At 34.7% G+C, this 20,180-nt stretch carries 22 protein-coding genes; 15 read left to right on the top strand and 7 right to left on the bottom strand.

The genetic code is table 11. From position 1 onward, the window contains the following. Positions 1-62: 62 nt before the first annotated feature. The 4 genes from ACIQ2J_RS06250 (at position 63) to ACIQ2J_RS06235 (ending at position 6,196) form a co-directional block, all read left to right on the top strand. Positions 63-1,313 carry a DUF5103 domain-containing protein gene (locus tag ACIQ2J_RS06250; RefSeq protein ID WP_396167565.1) on the top strand — a complete coding sequence of 417 codons (1,251 nt, stop codon included), beginning with the start codon at positions 63-65 and terminating at the stop codon, positions 1,311-1,313. Between the two features lie 65 nt (positions 1,314-1,378). Then, a complete protein-coding gene (gene apaG, locus ACIQ2J_RS06245) occupies positions 1,379-1,765 on the top strand; it encodes a Co2+/Mg2+ efflux protein ApaG (RefSeq protein ID WP_396167563.1) in 387 nt (128 codons plus the stop codon). A gap of 325 nt (positions 1,766-2,090) precedes the next feature. Further along, a complete protein-coding gene (gene pruA / locus ACIQ2J_RS06240) occupies positions 2,091-3,719 on the top strand; it encodes an L-glutamate gamma-semialdehyde dehydrogenase (RefSeq protein WP_396167561.1) in 1,629 nt (542 codons plus the stop codon). A 161-nt stretch (positions 3,720-3,880) separates the two neighbouring features. Further along, entirely contained in the window at positions 3,881-6,196 is a 2,316-nt protein-coding gene (locus ACIQ2J_RS06235; RefSeq protein ID WP_396167558.1) for a T9SS type A sorting domain-containing protein, read from the top strand. Positions 6,197-6,246: 50 nt separating this feature from the next. Here ACIQ2J_RS06235 and rsmG read toward each other — a convergent pair whose 3' ends face one another. After that, the gene (gene rsmG / locus ACIQ2J_RS06230; protein ID WP_396167556.1) at positions 6,247-6,867 is read right to left on the bottom strand and encodes a 16S rRNA (guanine(527)-N(7))-methyltransferase RsmG; all 621 of its coding nucleotides are present in this window, start codon (positions 6,865-6,867) and stop codon (positions 6,247-6,249) included. Positions 6,868-6,976: 109 nt separating this feature from the next. On the opposite strand from rsmG, the gene ACIQ2J_RS06225 reads away from it, so the two are divergent. Together ACIQ2J_RS06225 and ACIQ2J_RS06220 are read left to right on the top strand one after the other, a co-directional pair. Beyond that, the gene (locus ACIQ2J_RS06225; protein WP_396167554.1) at positions 6,977-8,071 is read left to right on the top strand and encodes a fatty acid desaturase family protein; all 1,095 of its coding nucleotides are present in this window, start codon (positions 6,977-6,979) and stop codon (positions 8,069-8,071) included. Positions 8,072-8,149: 78 nt separating this feature from the next. Next, positions 8,150-9,337, top strand: coding sequence for a pyridoxal phosphate-dependent aminotransferase (locus ACIQ2J_RS06220; RefSeq protein ID WP_396167552.1), 1,188 nt, complete (start codon positions 8,150-8,152; stop codon positions 9,335-9,337). Between the two features lie 69 nt (positions 9,338-9,406). Here the strand turns inward: ACIQ2J_RS06220 and ACIQ2J_RS06215 are convergent, their stop codons facing one another. Together ACIQ2J_RS06215 and ACIQ2J_RS06210 are read right to left on the bottom strand one after the other, a co-directional pair. Then, positions 9,407-10,543 (bottom strand): ATP-binding protein, encoded by a 1,137-nt coding sequence (locus tag ACIQ2J_RS06215; RefSeq protein WP_396167551.1) that lies wholly within the window; start codon positions 10,541-10,543, stop codon positions 9,407-9,409. Between the two features lie 103 nt (positions 10,544-10,646). Continuing rightward, positions 10,647-11,204 (bottom strand): sugar O-acetyltransferase, encoded by a 558-nt coding sequence (locus tag ACIQ2J_RS06210; RefSeq protein ID WP_396167550.1) that lies wholly within the window; start codon positions 11,202-11,204, stop codon positions 10,647-10,649. A gap of 129 nt (positions 11,205-11,333) precedes the next feature. On the opposite strand from ACIQ2J_RS06210, the gene ACIQ2J_RS06205 reads away from it, so the two are divergent. From ACIQ2J_RS06205 to ACIQ2J_RS06180, 6 genes are all read left to right on the top strand, one after another. Further along, a complete protein-coding gene (locus ACIQ2J_RS06205) occupies positions 11,334-12,050 on the top strand; it encodes a pirin family protein (RefSeq protein ID WP_396167549.1) in 717 nt (238 codons plus the stop codon). 112 nt (positions 12,051-12,162) lie between these two features. Further along, positions 12,163-12,570: an AtaL-like protein gene (locus tag ACIQ2J_RS06200; protein ID WP_396167548.1), complete on the top strand. Its 408-nt coding sequence runs from the start codon at positions 12,163-12,165 to the stop codon at positions 12,568-12,570. Beyond that, positions 12,570-13,097 (top strand): NADPH-dependent FMN reductase, encoded by a 528-nt coding sequence (locus ACIQ2J_RS06195; protein WP_396167547.1) that lies wholly within the window; start codon positions 12,570-12,572, stop codon positions 13,095-13,097. The genes ACIQ2J_RS06200 and ACIQ2J_RS06195 overlap by 1 nt, the downstream gene beginning before the upstream one ends. Before the next feature lie 243 nt (positions 13,098-13,340). After that, positions 13,341-14,213 (top strand): ACP S-malonyltransferase, encoded by an 873-nt coding sequence (gene fabD / locus ACIQ2J_RS06190; RefSeq protein WP_396167546.1) that lies wholly within the window; start codon positions 13,341-13,343, stop codon positions 14,211-14,213. A 54-nt stretch (positions 14,214-14,267) separates the two neighbouring features. Next, complete coding sequence (locus ACIQ2J_RS06185; RefSeq protein WP_396167545.1) at positions 14,268-14,516, top strand: hypothetical protein; 249 nt, start codon at positions 14,268-14,270, stop codon at positions 14,514-14,516. 75 nt (positions 14,517-14,591) lie between these two features. Beyond that, complete coding sequence (locus ACIQ2J_RS06180; protein ID WP_396167544.1) at positions 14,592-14,843, top strand: hypothetical protein; 252 nt, start codon at positions 14,592-14,594, stop codon at positions 14,841-14,843. Positions 14,844-15,198: 355 nt separating this feature from the next. On the opposite strand, the gene ACIQ2J_RS06175 is transcribed toward ACIQ2J_RS06180, so the two are convergent. From ACIQ2J_RS06175 to ACIQ2J_RS06160, 4 genes are all read right to left on the bottom strand, one after another. Next, positions 15,199-15,516: a hypothetical protein gene (locus tag ACIQ2J_RS06175; protein WP_396167543.1), complete on the bottom strand. Its 318-nt coding sequence runs from the start codon at positions 15,514-15,516 to the stop codon at positions 15,199-15,201. Continuing rightward, positions 15,504-15,701 carry a hypothetical protein gene (locus tag ACIQ2J_RS06170; RefSeq protein ID WP_396167541.1) on the bottom strand — a complete coding sequence of 66 codons (198 nt, stop codon included), beginning with the start codon at positions 15,699-15,701 and terminating at the stop codon, positions 15,504-15,506. The genes ACIQ2J_RS06175 and ACIQ2J_RS06170 overlap by 13 nt, the downstream gene beginning before the upstream one ends. Before the next feature lie 110 nt (positions 15,702-15,811). Further along, entirely contained in the window at positions 15,812-16,825 is a 1,014-nt protein-coding gene (gene galE / locus ACIQ2J_RS06165; RefSeq protein ID WP_396167540.1) for a UDP-glucose 4-epimerase GalE, read from the bottom strand. A gap of 65 nt (positions 16,826-16,890) precedes the next feature. After that, a complete protein-coding gene (locus ACIQ2J_RS06160) occupies positions 16,891-18,021 on the bottom strand; it encodes a DegT/DnrJ/EryC1/StrS family aminotransferase (RefSeq protein WP_396167539.1) in 1,131 nt (376 codons plus the stop codon). A 334-nt stretch (positions 18,022-18,355) separates the two neighbouring features. On the opposite strand from ACIQ2J_RS06160, the gene ACIQ2J_RS06155 reads away from it, so the two are divergent. Genes ACIQ2J_RS06155 through ACIQ2J_RS06145 form a run of 3 tightly spaced genes read left to right on the top strand, consistent with a single transcriptional unit; the run spans position 18,356 to position 20,160 of the window. Continuing rightward, positions 18,356-18,595, top strand: coding sequence for a hypothetical protein (locus ACIQ2J_RS06155; RefSeq protein WP_396167538.1), 240 nt, complete (start codon positions 18,356-18,358; stop codon positions 18,593-18,595). Continuing rightward, on the top strand, positions 18,586-18,852 hold the full coding sequence (locus ACIQ2J_RS06150; RefSeq protein ID WP_396167537.1) for a type II toxin-antitoxin system RelE/ParE family toxin: 267 nt from the start codon (positions 18,586-18,588) through the stop codon (positions 18,850-18,852). Before ACIQ2J_RS06155 ends, ACIQ2J_RS06150 begins: the two co-directional genes overlap by 10 nt. Further along, positions 18,853-20,160, top strand: a complete 1,308-nt coding sequence (locus ACIQ2J_RS06145; RefSeq protein WP_396167535.1) for a 3-deoxy-D-manno-octulosonic acid transferase — start codon at positions 18,853-18,855, stop codon at positions 20,158-20,160. Positions 20,161-20,180: the final 20 nt, after the last annotated feature.

Raw genomic sequence — 20,180 nt, 5'->3', positions numbered from 1 at the left:
AAAAAGATACAAATCATACCATAATAAAATTTACTATCTTTACATTTGATAATAAAATGTTTATGTTAAAAAAATATCTACTGCTTGCAGTTTTAGTTTTTACCGCAGCTACTACTTTCGCTCAAGAAAAAGAGGTGCTCCCTCCTTTTTATATCAAAACCATTTCGTTTGTTCAAAACGGACAAAATGCCGTGCCATTGTTTTTATTAGGAGATGCCTTCCAACTGCAATTTGATGACCTTCATGGATCGGAGGATAATTACTACTACAAAATCACCCATTGCGATTACGATTGGAAGCAATCCCAGTTATCGGTAAACGAATATTTAGGTGGCTTTAACGAACAAAGAATTCAAGAATATTCCAACTCATTTAATGCTCTTCAAATTTACTCCCATTACAAACTAACTTTTCCCAATAAAGTAACCCAGTTAAAAGTTAGCGGAAACTATATTATTAGCATCCTAAACGATAGTAAAGAAGTAATTTTTTCCAGAAAATTCATCGTTTACGAAGATTTGGTTTCGGTACCTATACAAGTTAAAAGAGCCAGAACCAATCCCGATTTGCCCTTCAAACACAATTTAGATTTTGCGGTACGATCTGGCGCAATTACGTTTCAAAGTCCGCTTACCAACATCAAAGTGATGTTGTTGCAAAACGGAAGATTGGACAATGCCATTACCAACATCAAACCCATGTATACCATTGGCAACGATTTAATTTACAAATACGATTCCGAAACCCAATTTTGGGCAGGCAACGAATACCTTTTCTTTGAAAACAAAAACATCCGTGCCGCCACTAACAGCATTGCACGTATAGATACCGGAAGTGGTTTGTACAGTTGCTATCTCTATACTAATAACGCACGAGCATCCCAACAATACACCTATTGGCCAGACATTAACGGTAATTTTTTAGTGAATAATTTAAATGCCGAAAACAGCGAAATTGAAGCCGATTATGCTTGGATTTACTTCTCCCTTTCGGCACCTGCTTTTTATCAAAACAAAAACATTTACATCACTGGTATGTTCAACAACTACGCCCTTACCGATGAAAACAAAATGGATTACAACGAAAAAAAGGGCATTTACGAAAAAGCAATGATGGTCAAACAAGGCTTTACCAATTATTCCTACTCTGTTGCAGATAGCAAAGGGAAAATCGACAATGAAGATGCTATTGACGGCAACTTTTGGCAAACCGAAAACAACTACCACGCCATCATTTACTACCGCGAAAACAACCAACGTTACGATAGAGTTATCGGAAAAGGAATTGCAACCTCAACAGACATTATCAATTAATACTTTTTTAACACATAAAATAATTGACAATTCAATAATTTTGTAACTTTACAAAAAGTTAGTTTATGGTTACACAAATAACAAGAGGCATAAAAATATCGGTTAACACTAGTTTTGAAGGCACTTACTTCAAAAACTATAAGATACATTTTGCCTTTTCTTACGAGATAACTATCGAAAATTACAGCAAAGACTCTGTGCAATTAATTTCTCGCCATTGGGAAATTTTCGACTCTCTAAACGAAATAGAAATGGTCGATGGCGAAGGTGTCATTGGCAAAAAACCAGTTTTAAAACCTGGCGAAACCCACACCTATAGTTCAGGCTGCCTTCTTTCTTCCCCACACGGAGCCATGAAAGGGTTCTTCAACATGATCAATTTCACCACCACCAAAAATTTTAGAGTAATCGTTCCCGTCTTCCGATTGAGTGCCCCTTATGCCTTAAATTAGAAGCTACTCCAGCTATCCATTACAAGTTTGCTAGTAAAAACCTTTTTTTCTAAGCCTAAAAACGAGCTCCTAGGGTCGCTGTTTTTAGTCAAGAAAAAATAGCTTTTTCCTTCGCAAAGCTTTCCATTTCTATCTGGGCTAAGCCTATCCCAAACAAAAGGGCCAACTCCAAAGTTTAATACTATTTGTTATCAAAAATTCAAAAAAACCTTTGTACTTTTGTTACATATTGATTTTTTGCTAAAAATAAATAATAAAGAGTCTAACAATCTAATATTCTAACAATCTAATATTCTAAAAGTCTAACATACTAACAATCTATACCATGTCAAAAGGATTCTATCACGTACCAAATGCGGTCAACGAACCCGTAAAATCGTACGCTCCTAATTCGCCGGAAAAAGCAGCAGTTTTAGCAGCTTACAAAAAAATGTGGAACGAAACTATCGATGTGCCAATGTACATTGGCTCCGAACAAGTTCGCACAGGAACTACCCAAACCATGTCGGCACCACACGACCACCAACACATCGTTGGAACCTATCATATAGCTGAAAAAAAACATATAGAAAGCGCCATAGCAGCAGCATTAGAAGCAAGAAAAACTTGGTCACAAATGCCTTGGGAACATCGCGCAGCGATCTTCTTAAAAGCAGCAGAATTAATCGCGGGTCCTTACAGAGCACGCATTAATGCTGCTACTATGATTGCCCAATCAAAAACTATTTTTCAAGCCGAAATAGATGCTTCTTGCGAGTTAATTGACTTCCTACGTTACAACGTTGAATTCATGACTCAAATTTATAACGACCAACCAAAATCCATTTCGGATGTTTGGAATAAAGTAGAATACCGCCCTTTAGAAGGATTTATTTACGCCATTACGCCATTCAACTTCACTGCAATTGCTGCCAATTTACCTGCAAGTGCTGCCTTAATGGGGAATACTGTAGTTTGGAAACCAAGCGACAGCCAAGTTTTCTCTGCCAAAATAATTATTGATATTTTCAAAGAAGCAGGAGTTCCAGATGGCGTTATCAATGTAGTTTTTGGCGACCCAGTTATGATTACCGATACTGTTTTAGCAAGTCCCGATTTTGCTGGAGTGCATTATACCGGTTCTACATTTGTCTTCAAAGAAATTTGGAAAAAAATTGGAAACAACATCCACACATATAAAACCTATCCAAAAATTGTTGGAGAAACCGGAGGAAAAGATTTTATCGTTGCCCACCCTTCTGCCAATGTAAAACAAGTCGTTACAGGAATTACTCGTGGAGCGTTTGAATTTCAAGGACAAAAATGTTCCGCTGCATCAAGAGCCTATATTCCGCAAAGTTTATGGCCAGCTGTAAAAGCACAATTAATTACCGACGTGAATTCTATGAAAATGGGATCGCCAGAAGATTTTGGCAATTTCATAACAGCTGTTATTCACGAAGGTTCATTCAATAAATTAGCAGGTTTTATTGACCAAGCCAAAAAAGATTCCGATGCCGAAATTATCCTTGGTGGAAATTACGATAAATCGAAAGGGTACTTCATTGAACCTACCGTTATTGTTACCACCAATCCTAAATACGCCACTATGGAAACCGAACTTTTCGGACCTGTTATGACTATTTACGTATATGAAGATTCTAAATGGAACGAAACATTAAAATTGGTAGACGAAACTTCGGAATATGCCTTAACAGGAGCTGTTTTCAGTCAAGATAGATATGCAATTGTAGAAGCTGCTAATGCATTACAAAACGCTGCTGGTAATTTCTACATTAACGATAAACCAACAGGAGCCGTTGTCGGAATGCAACCATTTGGTGGCGCAAGAGCTTCAGGAACCAACGATAAAGCAGGTTCAATGCAAAATTTATTGCGTTGGGTTTCACCAAGAACTATAAAAGAAACCTTTATTACTCCAGAAGATTATAGATACCCGTTTTTGGGAGAATAATTTAAGGTACGAGGTACAATTTACAAAGTACGAGGTGCTAAATACGAGGTACTAAGTTCGAAGTTTTTTACTATTTCAATAAGCTCATTCAGAAATGTTTGAGCTTTTTTTTTGCTAATTACAAAATTTTTGTATATTCGTTTTTTAAATAAAGTTCCCATATGAAATCAAAAATTACCTTACTTGTATTTTCGTTATTTTCTGTTTTAGGCTTTAGCCAAGACAAAACGTATGATTTATTGAAAAATAAAACTAAAACTAATATCCTTTACGATAGGGTTTATAACGTTTCCAATGCAACCAATTTAAAACTAGAAGGAGTTACTACCAACAACTTTCTGCAAGTTTACCACGAAATTCAACGTGCCGATTTTGAACAAAGATTACCAAAACTAGAAACCCTTAAAGAATCCGGAAATAGTGGTTTTACACAAAATCAAATTCCGTTATCTATTTTAATTTCCGATTTTGAAACCATTAAAAAATCAGAAATAGAAAATAAAAATGTGTTTTTAAATTCCAATAATCAAATGGAATTGAAACCCGGAATTGCTGCACCATTTGACAAACATAGTATAACAGTTCTTGGTGCTTTGTTACCAAAATCTAAAAACAATTCAGTTAATCTTATTCTGAAAAGTAATTTGATTTTCAATACTACAAGCAAAACCATTACTTCCGTTTTGGTTAGTAATAACGACTCTAAAACATTGCAAACAGTAGTTACAGACGAAGCATTCCAATTGAATTTTACTAAAAATGGGAATCAAATAATTCATTTTAAAATTACCCTTTCTACAGGAGAAACGATAGAACAATCCATTGCTTTAGAGGTAGATTGTCCAACTATTTCGGATACAAAAAAAAACGAACAAGCCCTAAATCCAAACGTCATAAACACCATTACAGCAACAATTCCTTACCAAGGATATGGTGAAACGCAAGGGTTTTTAGGTCAAGCAGAATATCAAATTTTTCCAGACACAGTGAATGGTATCTTAGACAAACCTATTTTCCTTTTAGACGGTTTTGACCCAGGAGATGCTAGAAATATTCCGGGTATTTATTCGCTTTTAAACTACGGAACCACAGGACAAAATCTTGGCGACATTCTTCGTGCCCAAGGATATGATGTTGTGATCTTGAACTTTCCAACCTACACCAGAACTGGAACAACTACTGTTGTTGATGGCGGAGTAGATTACATACAAAGAAATGCTATGGTTTTGGTGGAATTAATCAATCTAATTAACGCACAAAAAGTTGGGAATGCTCAAAACGTTGTTATCGGGCCAAGCATGGGTGGCTTAATTTCTAGATATGCTTTGCGCTACATGGAGCAAAACAGTTTAACGCACCAAACAAGATTATACATTTCATTCGATTCCCCGCATCTTGGAGCCAATGTACCAATAGGATTCCAACATTTATTCAATTACATGGGCTTTGGTCCTGTAGGAGATGTTACTATGCAGGCCTTAGTAAACGGCATGTTGAAAAGTCCTGCTGCCAGAGAAATGTTGATTGATCAGTTTGAAGGACATTTAAACACTTCCCTAAGTGCTCCATCTAACACCTATGAATTTTTAGCAACCCCTACTTCTGCATTATTGCCTGTAGGATGTCCTAATTATAGAACGGCTTTCCAAACAGAATTAAACACAATGGGATTCCCTGCAACTACTAGAAATGTTGCTATTGCAAATGGAGCAGGAAACAGCACCATGACAGGGACCCCAGGAATGGTAGTAATGAACCATACTTTCAATATAACTACTTCACAACGTGCCATTATAAATTTGAATTTCACTCCTTCTATCGCTCAAAACGCAATTGAAGTTAGCCACTTTAAAGGGCAGCAATTGATACTTTTTTGGATTACCGGATATGAAAGTTTTGCAAAATCGAAAGCACCAACCTATACCGACGGATTGGATTCAGCACCAGGCGGAAGATTTGATATGAATACTTTATCCTCAATAGGAACTGGAAACGCAATATTAACCGAGTTCATGAACAATCTAAACATTATGTATTTCGATTTTATTCCAGTTTTGAGTTCGATGGCTATTTCTAATACTACTAATTTGTATTCACCGGTTACCAGTGCTTCGGTTACACCATTTCTTGCATCGTCTATTCCAACAACAAACGAAAACCACGTAACCTTAACGGACACTAATGTAGCATTTGCCTTGAGCGAAATATTACAACCATTATCCACGCAACAAAACACAGCGTTAAATAGTTTGTGGATAACCAATCCGGTGGCAAATTCAGTTCAAATAAACACTTCGTATGCTATTGAAAATGCAACCATCACAATCACTGATATTTTAGGGAAAACGATTTTTACAGCTCCAAACGAAACCATAACCGGAAATATAGAAATTCCTATTACCTTATCTAATGGGGTATATTTGATAACTATCCAAAATGAAAACGGAAGTGTTACTAAGAAAATTGTGAAAGGGTAACCAAAATTAATATTCAATAAAAAAGTCCCAAATTGGGACTTTTTTTATTATCACTTCAACGGCACATTCACCACTTTTTTGGTTTCGAAAAATTCATCTTTAAAAAAATCGGATAAATTATATTCGGTTGCTTTTGGAAAATCTGCTAATTCTTCCGATAAATCACCGCCTTTCAAATATAGAATTCCGTTTGGCAACTCGTGTTTTGATTTTGATTTAATCTTCCCTCGCACCCAAGAAACAAAATCAGGCATGTTGGTAACGGCTCTACTAATAACAAAATCAAATTCATGCTTAACATTTTCAGCACGCATTTGTTCGGCTTTTATGTTTTTTAATTCTAAAGCTTTTATAACTTCCGTAACCACTTTAATTTTTTTTGCAATAATATCAATTGCATAGAAATGAGTTTCTGGAAACAATATTGCCAAAGGAATAGCAGGAAATCCTCCACCAGTGCCAACATCCATAATTTTAGAACCGGATTGAAATTCGATTACTTTAGCAATTCCTAACGAATGCAATACGTGACGGGAATATAATTCGTCAATATCCTTACGGGAAATTACGTTTATTTTAGAATTCCAATCTTCGTACAAAGATTGCAGTTTTTCAAATTGTTGTATCTGAAAATCAGTTAAGTTTGGAAATTGTTTAAGAATTTCTTCCATAATATCGATTTTAAGCAAAAATAGTATAATTAGTTAATAATTATGATTTGTTTTGGACTATAAAAAATTATTATAATTATCTTTGTGTAAACTTTTGAATTTCAAAATTATGAATACCACATCCCCTGTCTTTTCTAAAAACGACAATCTAAAATTTTTTAGAACCCTAAATAAAAGAGTTAACGACTATTTTAAAGAAAATAACATAGATAAAACTGGAAACTGGAAACTGCATTTAAAAACAGCAGTAATGTTTGCCATATTTTTAACGCCTTACTTCTTCCTTGTTGCAATGGAAATGCCTTTTTGGACGTATCTTTTATTGAGCGTTGTAATCGGAATCGGAATGGCTGGCGTTGGTATGAACGTGATGCACGATGGTAATCACGGCGCTTATTCCAACAAATCTTGGGTAAACAAATTTATGGGCGGAAGCATTTATATTCTTGCTGGAAATGTTTACAATTGGCAAGTACAGCACAATGTTTTGCACCATACCTACACCAATATTCTTGGTCACGACGAGGACCTAGAAGCTGGTAGAATTTTACGTTTTACTAAAGAAGCTAAATGGTTCAAACACCACAAATTCCAACAATATTATTCGGTTTTCCTTTACGGATTGTTGACTTTCAATTGGGCAATTACTACCGATTTCATCCAAATGAAACGCTATTTGAAACGAAATTTATCTTATGGGGAATTTAAAAAACCTGTTGTTCGTTGGACTACCTTAATCATTACTAAAGTGATTTATTTTTCAATTTGGTTGGTAATTCCGATGGTTATGGGAATCACTTGGTGGAAAGTAGTTTTAGGATTTTTAGTAATGCACTACACTGCAGGAGTTATCTTAAGTGTAGTATTTCAATTGGCGCACGTGGTGAATGAAACTGCTAATCCAATTCCGGATGAAAATGGGGAAATAGAAAATACTTGGGCAGTACACCAATTGTATACTACTGCTAATTTTGCTCCTAAAAACTGGTTGGTGAACTACTATACTGGCGGATTGAACCACCAAATTGAACATCATATTTTCCCTAATATAAGTCACATTCATTATAACAAAATAGCAGAATTTGTAAAAGAAACTGCCAAAGAATGTAACTTACCTTACAACGAATTCAAAACTACAAGGGCTGCAATTTATTCGCACTTTACCCATTTAAGAGATTTAGGAAGACAACCTCAATTATCGTAAAGAGAATTAATATTGAAGTATTAAGTATTAAGATTTATTAGATACTTCATTTTTTCGATTAAATATAAACACACAACAATGAACAACCTACTTTCAGACAGAATAAATAAATTATCTACTTCACAAACTCTTGCAATGGCAGCATTAGCAAGAGAATTAAAATCCCAAGGAAAAGATATTATCAGTTTAAGTTTGGGCGAACCCGATTTTAATACACCTGATTTCATTAAAGAAGCCGCTAAAAAAGCAATTGATGAAAACTACAGTACTTATTCCCCTGTAGATGGTTATATGGAATTGAAAGAAGCCATTTGCAGAAAATTTAAACGCGACAATAATTTAGAGTACAAACCAGCCAATGTTGTAGTTTCCACAGGAGCCAAACAATCTTTATACAACATTGCTCAAGTAATGCTGAATGATGGCGATGAGGTTATTTTACCAGCACCCTATTGGGTTTCTTATTTTGAAATCATCAAAATGTCGGGAGGAATTCCAGTAGAAGTTCCTACTTCTGTAGAAACGGATTTCAAAATCACTCCAGAACAACTAGAAGCGGCTATTACGCCAAAAACAAAAATGATTTGGTATAGTTCACCATGCAACCCAAGTGGTTCGGTATACAACAGAGAGGAACTAACCGCTTTAGCAAGAGTTTTAGAAAAATACCCAAACATATACGTGGTTTCTGACGAAATCTACGAACACATTAACTTTTCAGGGACTTTTTGCAGCATTGCTTCCATCCCAGGAATGTTTGAAAGAACAATAACGGTAAATGGCGTTGCCAAAGCATTTGCCATGACTGGATGGAGAATTGGATACATTGGCGCACCCGAATTCATAGCCAAAGCCTGTACTAAAATGCAAGGGCAAGTAACTTCAGGAGCAAATTCAATTGCTCAAAGAGCTACCATTACTGCTGTAGATGCTGACCCGAGTGTATTAAACGAAATGGTTGCTGCCTTTAAAAGCAGAAGAAATTTAGTAGTTGGATTAATCAATGCTATACCTGGATTGAAATTAAATGTTCCCGAAGGAGCGTTTTATGTATTTCCTGATGTTTCTTCTTATTTTGGTAAAACCTTACGTGGCAAATTAATTAATAATGCGGATGATTTTTCGATGTATTTATTATCGGAAGCTAATGTTGCAACAGTAACAGGAGATGCTTTTGGAAATCCGGATTGTATTCGTTTTTCGTATGCTACTAGCGAAGAATTATTAACCGAAGCGTTAAGAAGAATTAAAGAAGCATTGGTGTAAAATTCCAAAAAAAAACATAAATTCCAATTTTTTATATCCAACCTCAAAATTCCAACTTTGAGGTTTTTTTTATTTAATATTCAAAAAGTCATCTATATTATTTGGCGTAACCACTAGGGTTTCTTTAACTTCATAAAGATCTAGAAAAGTTTTCGGAAATTTTACATTTTTTTTCTTATCATTCCATTTGAACTCAAAGGCGGAAAAGGCTCCATCTCGTTCTTCTATCCAATCAATTTCTTGTTGCTGATAGGTTCTCCAAAAATAAGACCTTCCATGTAAATTATTGTAATTCATTACCTTAATCCTTTCAGAAATAATAAAATTCTCCCATAAAGCTCCAACGTCTTGTCGGAAATCTAATAAATTAAAGTTTCCAATAATTGCATTTCGAATGCCATTATCATAAAAATAAATTTTTCTGGAAGTGTTCATTTCATTTCTGCTATTTCTACTTAATGGCTTAATTCTGAAAATTATAAATGCTTTTTCCAATAACGAAATGTATTGTTCAACCGTTGCTCTATCTATCCCAACAGTTCTTGAAAGTTCATTATAATTTACCTCTGAACCAATTTGTAAGGCTAGGGCAAGCAATAATTTGTCTAATACTTCTGGCTTTCGAATGCCTTGGTATTGCAATAAATCTTTATATAAATAACTCCCCGCAATTTGTTTTACTATATTTTCAGCATCATTTGGATGTGTAATTACTTCTGGATAGGATCCGTAAATTAAGTAATTTGGCAAATTTTTAATCGCAGTAAAATACCCAAAATGATTTTTTAACTCATTCCAAGAAAATGGAAACAATTGATATTCCCACTTTCTGCCCGTTAGTGATTCATTCATATTATTAGAAATATCAAGAGCAGACGAACCACTAACTATTAAACGTACAGTTTTAATTTGGTCGTGAATTATTTTTAAAGTGATTCCGATATTAGGAATTCGTTGCGCTTCATCCACAAAAACAGTAGTGAATTTCCCTATAATAGATCGAAGTGTAACTTCCCCTGCATTTTCTAATAGCATTCTATCTTGGCCATCATCACCATTAATAAAAAGAAAATTTCCCTCTTTCTCACAAAGGGACCGAATTAAAGTTGTTTTCCCAACTTGCCTAGGACCTGTAACGATCAATACTTTGCCTGAATTCCATTTATCCAGTAAATTGATCTTTAAATCTCTTTCTAAATCAATCATAATTTCTTCATTTACATAGCAAATATATAAATTTTATGATTACAATCTATTATTTATATATAAATATGCGATTACAATCTTATAATTATATATAAATAGTAGATTAAGGAATTAATTTCCGAATTACTTTAGCGGGATTTCCAACTGCCAACGAATTATCCGGAATGTCTTTAGTTACTACTGAACCTGCTCCAATAGTGCAACCGTTTCCAATAGTCACTCCAGGGCAAATTACCGCGTTCCCACCTATCCAACAATCATCACCAATAGATACCGGTTTTGAAAACTCAACGGAACGTCTTTCCACCGCATCTAGCGGATGGGTTGCGCTATATACATGAACTCCAGGACCAAAGAAAACATTATTGCCAATGGTTATTTTCATGGTATCCAAAACCACACAATTCACATTGAAATATACATTTTCTCCCGAATGAATATTATACCCATAATCACAATGAAATGGAGGTTCGATGTACAATCGTTTATGGGCATTTGGCAATAATTGTTGCAAAATATTGCGCGAAGTTCCATTCATTACATATTCGGTAACGTTTAATTTATGGAGGAGTCTTTTGGCTTTGGTTCTTTCAGCCACTAATTCTTTATCGTTTCCAAAATAATCTTCGCCAGCCAGCATTTTTTCTTTTTCGGTTTTCATAATCCTATATTCAAGAGTCAAATATACCATTTCTTGTATTTTTGAATGAATTAAAATTTATAAAAAAGAAAAACATGTATAAGTAGAAAACCATTTTGTAGTTGTAAATTTGTTCTTCAATTTTAATATATGAAAAATACCGTTTTACATAAAGCCAATACAAGAGGTCATGCCGACCATGGTTGGTTAAACGCCTACCACAGTTTTAGTTTCGCTAGTTGGTACAATCCAGATCGTGTGCAATTCGGAATGTTGCGCGTTTTAAACGACGATACCGTTGCAGCAGGAATGGGTTTTGGAACCCACCCACATGACAATATGGAAATTATTACCATTCCGTTAGAAGGTGATTTGGCGCACAAAGACAGCATGGGCAATACCGAAGTTATTAAAACTGGCGATGTTCAAGTGATGAGTGCCGGAACCGGAATTCAACACAGTGAGTTCAACCCTAATGCCGACCAACGCACTAAATTATTTCAAATTTGGGTGTTTCCTAAATATCGAAATGTAACGCCGCGTTACCAACAAATTACTCTAGACGTTACCGAACAAAAAAACAATTTTGCACAAATACTTTCTCCGAAAGCAGACGATGCCGGAGTTTGGATTTATCAAGATGCTTGGTTTTATTTGGCTGATTTTGACAAAGGCTTTTCAAAAACTTACTCGATTAACAAAGAAGGAAACGGAGTGTATGTTTTTGTGATTTCTGGAACTATAACCGTTGACGGACAAGATTTGGAAACTCGCGATGGTCTTGGAATTTGGAATTTTAATGAATTGGAATTTGTTGCAACTAGTGATGCCAAATTTTTATTGATGGAAATTCCGATGGAGCAGTAATATATAGTGGTCAGTGGTCAGTGGTCAGTGGTCAGTGGTCAGTGGTCAGTATTTGAAAATAGAAATTAAGACTTAATGGTTTGACTAAAAACTCAAAAATAAAAAAGTAAAAATGGTTCAGTATACAACAATTGTAAATGCTCCTTTAGAAAAGGTTTGGGAGCAACTACTTTATAAAATTGAAAGGCCTGAAAATTTTGTTCCTGGAGTAAGTGATGTTGTTATTTCTGATAAAAATACGGATTTTGTATCAAGACAAATGACCGTTACAACAGCAGAGAGCACTACTATTTTAAAAGAAAAAATTACTTTTATTCCTTACAAAGTGCGCTTTCTATTATTGGAACATCCTAGTTTAGAAGGCTTTGTAGATAATGATATTCGAGCAATTTCAGAAAATGAAACCGAAATGACTTTCACCATTAATTGGATGGATAAAACGACTAAAACTGAAATTAACAATTTTGAAATGGCGAAAAATGCCGTATTAAAAACTAAAACTTTTATAGAAAACAACTAATGAAAAAAATCATTGCATTTGGAGCGTCTTCTAGTAAGACATCCATAAATAAACAATTGGCAACTTATGCTGCGCATCAATTTGAAAATGCCTCAGTGGAAATATTGGATTTGAATGATTATGAGATGCCTATTTTCTCTACCGATAAAGAAGCCGAAACCGGAATCCCACAGTTGGCTCAAGCTTTTTATAACAAATTAGGAACTGCCGATTTAATAGTAATCTCGTTTGCCGAACACAACGGAGCCTATGCTGCAGCATTCAAAAATATATTGGATTGGATTTCAAGAATTAACGGGAAAACTTTTCAAGAGAAACCAACACTATTGTTAGCAACTTCTCCGGGTCCTCGTGGTGGAAGTAGTGTTTTGGAAATTGCAAAAGGAAGATTCCCATTTCAAGGAGCCAACGTGAAAGGAAGTTTTTCGCTTCCTAGTTTTTATGAAAATTTTGATGTTTCTAATGGAATTATCAATGAAGAATTTAAAAAACCGTTTATGGAACTTATAAATTCGATTATGTTATAATTACTGAAAAGTTCTTTTGAAACGTTAACAAGGAAGCGAATTGCTTACTCTTTAGCCCCGATAGAAACGGAAATCCCGACATTGCGATAAACAAATTGTAGTATTTGGATTGCTTCGTTCCTCGCAATGACGGATTGTAGTGGATAGCGGGAAAATGGAAACCAAATACTGCCCAAACGTTTACGCTCCTAAAAAAATTACTATTTTTGCATCTATATAGAAACAGTTGAAACAAATTTAATTATGAAAGCATACATATTTCCTGGTCAAGGAGCACAATTTACCGGAATGGGTAAAGACTTATACGAGAATTCGGAATTAGCAAAATCATTATTTGAAAGAGCCAACGAAATTTTAGGTTTCCGAATTACAGACATCATGTTTGAAGGAACTCCTGAAGAATTGAAAGAAACCAAAGTTACACAACCTGCAGTTTTCTTGCATTCGGTTATTTTGGCGAAAACACTAGAGAATTTTCATCCAGAAATGGTTGCAGGACATTCACTTGGTGAGTTTTCGGCATTGGTTGCTAATGGAGCATTAAGTTTTGAAGACGGATTGAAATTAGTTTCCCAACGCGCCCTTGCAATGCAAAAAGCCTGCGAAATTAAGCCCTCCACAATGGCTGCGGTTTTAAACCTGGACGATAAAATTGTAGAAGATATTTGTGCTTCTATAGATGGTGTTGTGGTTGCTGCCAATTACAACTGCCCGGGGCAATTAGTGATTTCGGGAGAATATAAAGCGGTAGAATTGGCTTGCGAAAAAATGAAAGAAGCCGGAGCAAAAAGAGCGCTTATTTTGCCAGTAGGAGGAGCATTCCACTCACCAATGATGGAACCAGCAAGAGAAGAACTAGCAGCAGCAATAGAAGCAACAACGTTCTCTACTCCTATGTGTCCAGTATATCAAAATGTAACTGCAAGTGCTGTTTCGGATGCTACTGAAATTAAGAAAAACCTAATCATTCAATTGACTGCTCCTGTAAGATGGACCCAATCGGTACAACAGATGATTATAGATGGTGCGACTAGTTTTACTGAAGTTGGCCCAGGAAAAGTATTAGCAGGATTGGTTAATAAAATCGATAGAGAAGCGGTGACGATAAATGCTTAAATTATAGTTTTTGGCATTAATCTTGCTTAATTATATAAACTAAAATTTAACACTATGAAAAAGATACTACTATCCTTCGCAATAACTACACTATTATTTTCTTGTAAAGAAGAAACTAAAGAAAAAGTAAAAGACGCTACTAATGCCGTTGGTGCAGACGTAAAACAATCTTTAGATTCGGTTACAGAGAAAGCTGAAAAAATTATTGACTCTTCTAAAATAAAAGCAAAAGGACTTATTGTTAAAGGTGCTGAAAAGGTGGAAGAAGGCGCTAAGAAAGTTAAAGAAGCCGCTAAAAAATAATTATTATTGTTTTTAAAAACTTTGGCACTCGTTTTGCATTAGGGTAATTGTTATTAATCTAATCTTTAAAAAAAAATGAAAAAAACAATTTTAGCAGTTGCCTTTATGGCTGTTGCGATGGTATCATGCCAAGACAAAACAAAAGACAAAGTAGAAGATGCAACTGAAGCAGTTGGCACAGAAATGGAACAAAAGATCGATACTGTAGCTGAAAAAGCAGAAGGTGTTGTAGATACTACCAAAGCGAAAGTTGGTGAAGCTCTTGAAAAAGCTGGAGAAAAAACTAAAGAAGCTGGAGAAAAATTGAAAGAAGCAGCTAAGAAGTAATTTAAAAAGGAAATCCTCATAATTTAAAAAAATTATGAGGATTTTTTTATAGTTACAACTCCATAGCTTCTTTTCAATGGTTATTTAAAATACCCGTAATCAAAAAATAATTTCTATTTTCCCCACCACTGAATGATTAATCTAATAGATTCTGCTTTGGCTTCTTCAATAGTCAATCCTTTTTTAAATTCTGCATCAAAATCAAAAGTCTCTCAATCAATTCCTTTAAATTTAGGAATAGAGGATTCATAAGCCACGGAAGGCTCTTCCACTTTGAGAATTTTCGGAGTTTCTTTATTGGTATTCATAACTTTTAGGTGTTAAACAAATTTACTACTAATTTTTTAATAAATTTCTATAACTCCTTTGCTTCATTGCAATGATTATTAATAACCCCAGTAATCAAAAAATTGTTTTCCCTTTTTTCAAAGAAAATATACCAGGTAGTTCGTGAATTGGACTTGAAAAAAATGTAGTTACTGCCTAAATATTGTAAAGATTTTGGGGTTTTCTTGTGTGGAAAAGTGAAAATTTCAGCAGTAACAAAACCAACAATTTTATCAACATATTCTTTTGCATTTTCAGGAAAACTAAAATATTCCTTTTTAAAAAGAGTGAAAACCAATTCGCCAAAATAATTTAATACTTGCCCGTCAAAGATTACTTTTTCCACGGATAATTATCAATTCGTTTGTGCATTGCTTCTTTAAATTCTTCTGGAGTTAAGCCTTTTTTAAATTCTGCATCAAAATCTAAAGTCTCTCTATCAATTCCTTTAAATTTAGGAATAGAGGATTCATAAGCCACGGAAGGCTCTTCTGCTTTGAGAATTTTCGGAGTTTCTTTATTGGTATTCATAACTTTTAGGTTGTCTAACAAATTTACAACTATTTATTTAAAATAAAAAATCCCAAATTATCTAGTGGATAATTTGGAATTTCTGGATTCTAAAAGCTGCTTTCTAAACTCTAACTTCTAATCTTCTTCTCCCATTTCCAGGCACTCGCTAGAGCCTCTTCCAAACTCAGTTGCGATTTCCAACCTAAAACAGTATTGGCTTTATCGGTATTGGCATAAGCCGATGTAATATCACCTTCTCTTCTGCCTACAATTTGATAATTTAATTTTTGTCCAGAAACTTTTTCAAAAGCATTAATTACTTCCAAAACAGAACTTCCGGTTCCGGTTCCTAGATTGAAGGTTTCTACTTTGGATAAATTTTGTTTGTTGATTAAACGTTGCAAAGCAATTACATGGGCTTTCGCCAAATCTACTACGTGAATATAATCGCGAACTGCGGTACCATCTGGAGTAGGGTAATCGCTTCCAAAAACAGATAATTTTTCACGCAAACCATAAGCCGTTTGGGTAATAAAAGGGACTAAATTTTGCGGAACACCAAGAGGCAATTCCCCAATTTCAGCACTAGAATGTGATCCAATCGGATTGAAATAACGCAATAAAATCGAATTGATATTGGTTACTTTAGCAGTATCCGTAATTATTTCTTCGCCAATTTGCTTGGTATTTCCATAAGGAGACATTGCCGTTTGAATAGAAGCGTCTTCGGTAATCGGCATTTTTTCGGCTTGACCGTAAACAGTACAAGAAGAACTAAAAATGAAATTTGCATTTGGCAATTCCTTCAATTCTTGCAATACATAAACTAATGCATTAATATTGTTTTCATAATACAACAACGGGTTTTCCACACTTTCGCCAACGGCTTTAGAAGCAGCAAAATGAATTACTCCGGCCACATCTTGGTTTTTTTTAAAGAAATTTTGAACCGATGCTTTATCGCGTAAATCCATCTTTTCAAAAATTGGCTTTTTGCCCGTAATATTAAATATTCCGTCCAAAACACTTTCTGAGGAATTAGATAGGTTGTCAATCGCAACCACTTCAAAACCCTCATTTTGCAATTCCACAACGGTGTGCGATCCTATAAAACCTAAACCTCCTGTTACTACTATTTTCATCTTTATTTGTTGTAAGTTAAGAGTTGTAAGTTGTAAGTCATGAACCTATAACTTACAACGCACAACTATTTTAAAAACTCTAATATACTATCTGTAATAAATTTTATTTGATCGTCTTCCAGTTCCGTATGCATTGGCAGAGCAATTACTTCTTTACATAATTGATTGGTAACTGGAAAATCTTCTTCTTTGTATTTAGCATCGGCATACGCCTTTTGACTGTGCAACGGAATTGGGTAATAAATCGCACACGGAATTCCTTTTTCTTGCAAATGTGCCAATAAACCATCGCGTTTACCATTTGTAATTCGGATTACATATTGGTGAAAAACATGGCAATCACAAGTATCACAAATAAATGGTGCCCAAATATTTGGATTCACACTCAATGCAGTAGAATATTTTCTAGCAGCATCTTGACGTGCTTTATTATAGGTATCTAAATGCGGCAATTTGGCTTTCAAAACTCCCGCTTGAATACTATCCAAACGCGAATTTACGCCCACAACATCGTGGTGGTAACGCTCGTACATTCCGTGATTTACAATCCCTCTTAACTTGTGCGCCAAGGCATCATCGTTGGTGAAAATTGCTCCACCATCGCCATAACAACCTAAATTTTTAGAAGGGAAAAACGAAGTTGCACCAACATGTCCAATAGTTCCTACTTTCTTTTTAGACCCATCTTTCGAAGTATAATCGGCACCAATTGCTTGGGCATTATCTTCAATAATATATAGATTGTGCTCGGCTGCAATTTCCATAATCGCATCCATATTAGCAGCACGACCAAACAAATGTACCGGAACAATCGCTTTCGTTTTTGGAGTGATCGCTTTGCGGATTCCCTCTAACGAAATATTCATATTATTCAAATCTACATCCACCAAAACCGGAGTCAATTGCAATAACGCAATCACTTCTACAGTTGCAGCAAACGTAAAATCGGCAGTAATTACCTCATCCCCTGGCTTCAAATCCAATCCCATCATCGCAATTTGCAACGCATCGGTTCCATTTGCACAAGGAATAACGTGTTTTACGCCCAAATATTTTTCTAAATCGGCTTGAAACTGATGAACCAAAGGTCCGTTTATATACGTATTGGTGTCTAAAACTTCCTGAATAGACGCATTAACTTCGTCTTTTATTTTTTCGTATTGACTTTTCAAGTCAACCATTTGTAGTTTTTTCATGGTATAAAAAATTGGAGTCACAAAAGTATACTATTTCTTTTATTTGGAGCGAATGGTTCGGGCTTTTTTGTAAACCAGTTTCCTGTTTTCCGTTCCAATCTTTTTTCATCTAGCCCATGGTTTTAAACCATGGGCTAGATGAAAAAAGGATTTCCACTCCACCCAGGGCTAGAGAGTAAAGGTCTTTTGTGAAATTATATTTTCAAAAAGCACCAAAAATATCATCGGACAAAATTCGTAAAATCTTTGGTAAAAAAATTTATTTAGCCATACCAATAAATAAGAAATATTTTTTAGATACATATTTATTATATTTGTATTAAATAAAAACAAAATGGAAACAGTAGTATTTAAAAGCAATTCTAAAAAGGACATGAATCTATTAGTAAGCCTTGCAAAAAAAATTGGAATTGAAGTGCAAAAAATACCTTCTAAAAAAACGGATATTGATGAAAATTCGCCTGAATACGAATTGAAGGTGGAAAGAAATTTGGGCAAAATGATTGAAATTGGATTGAAATCTGGAATTGCATCTAAAGAAGAAGTTTTAAAAGTTATGAATAAATGGAAATAATTTACATGAATTCTTATTTGAAGGCTATTAAAAAAATTAAGGATTCTGAATTAATTTTAAATCTACAAAATACTATAGAAAATCTCGAAAAAGCAGATTCAATTAGTTCAATATTGAACATGAAAAAACTAACTGGCTACACTAATTGTTATCGAATAAAAGTTGACAATTACCGAATTGGTTTGGTTATTGAAAACAAAACAGTAACATTGGTTCAATTCCAACATCGAAAAGATATCTATAAAAAATTCCCCTAAATGCTTTTCATCTACAATCTTATCGTTCAAACTGCTGGATTTTTATTAAAAATAATTGCGCCTTTCAGTCCGAAAATGAAACTTTTTGTGGACGGCAGAAAAGAAGTTTTTACCATTTTACAAAATAAAATAGCAGCAAACGACAAAACCATTTGGTTCCATGCTGCTTCTTTAGGTGAATACGAACAAGGTTTGCCCGTGATTGAAAAAATCAAAATTAAATATCCCAACCACAAAATTGTAGTTTCCTTCTTTTCGCCATCGGGTTACGAAGTTCGAAAAAACAACACCGTTGCCGATGCTACGGTGTACCTTCCGTTAGACACCAAAGCAAATGCAAAAAAATTCCTACAAGCAATACATCCTGATCTTGTTTTCTTTATCAAATACGAATATTGGCCCAACTATTTGAAGGAATTAAAAAACCAAAATATAAAAACCTATTTAATCTCTGGAATTTTCAGAGAAAATCAAGCCTTTTTTAAAGGATACGGAGGTTTTTATAGAAATGCCCTAAAAACGTTTAATTACTTTTTTGTGCAAAACGAAAGTTCTAAAAATCTATTACAAAGCATTGGTTTTCATAATGTGAAAATTTCTGGAGACACCCGTTTTGATCGAGTAGTTTCCATTTTAGAACGAGACAATTCTTTAGATTTTATAGAACAATTCAGAGATTCCTCGCCTGAGCTCGGAAAGACAATTACGGTTGTAATTGGAAGTTCGTGGCCCAAAGACGAAAATTTATTGGTGAATTACATCAACAATGCACCGGAAAATGTGAAATTTATCCTTGCACCACACAATATCAAATCGGAACAAATTCAGGAATTAAAAAAATCCATCACCAAAAAAACAATTTTATTTTCGGAGGTAGAGACGCGATTAATCGCGTCTGCCAATAAACAATCAATCTCAAAAACAGAGACGCGATTAATCGCGTCTCTACGAGAATACAACGTTTTCATCATCGACACCATCGGGATTTTAACCAAAATATACAGTTATGCCGATATTGCTTATGTTGGTGGCGGCTTTGGAACCGCAGGACTTCATAATATTTTAGAACCCGCAACTTTTGGCGTTCCTATTATTATTGGCCCTAATTATTCCAATTTTGCCGAGGCAATTGCTTTGGTTCATCAAGAAGGTTGCGTTTCGGTATCCAATTCAACTGAATTATACGAAGCCTTAGATAATTTAATTTCAAACGAAGACATCCGCCACGAAAAAGGGCATATTTGCGCCACATTTGTACAAATGAATAAAGGCGCAACGGAAGTTATTTTGAAACAACTTGAAAATTAATATCTACTATTTTTTAATCA

Origin of the sequence: Flavobacterium sp. (genome assembly GCF_044357305.1) — a bacterium.
In the GTDB taxonomy this organism is placed as follows: Bacteria; Bacteroidota; Bacteroidia; order Flavobacteriales; family Flavobacteriaceae; genus Flavobacterium.
The sequence above is the reverse complement of the archived record's forward strand: the minus strand, read 5'-3'. Positions and strand labels throughout refer to the sequence as shown.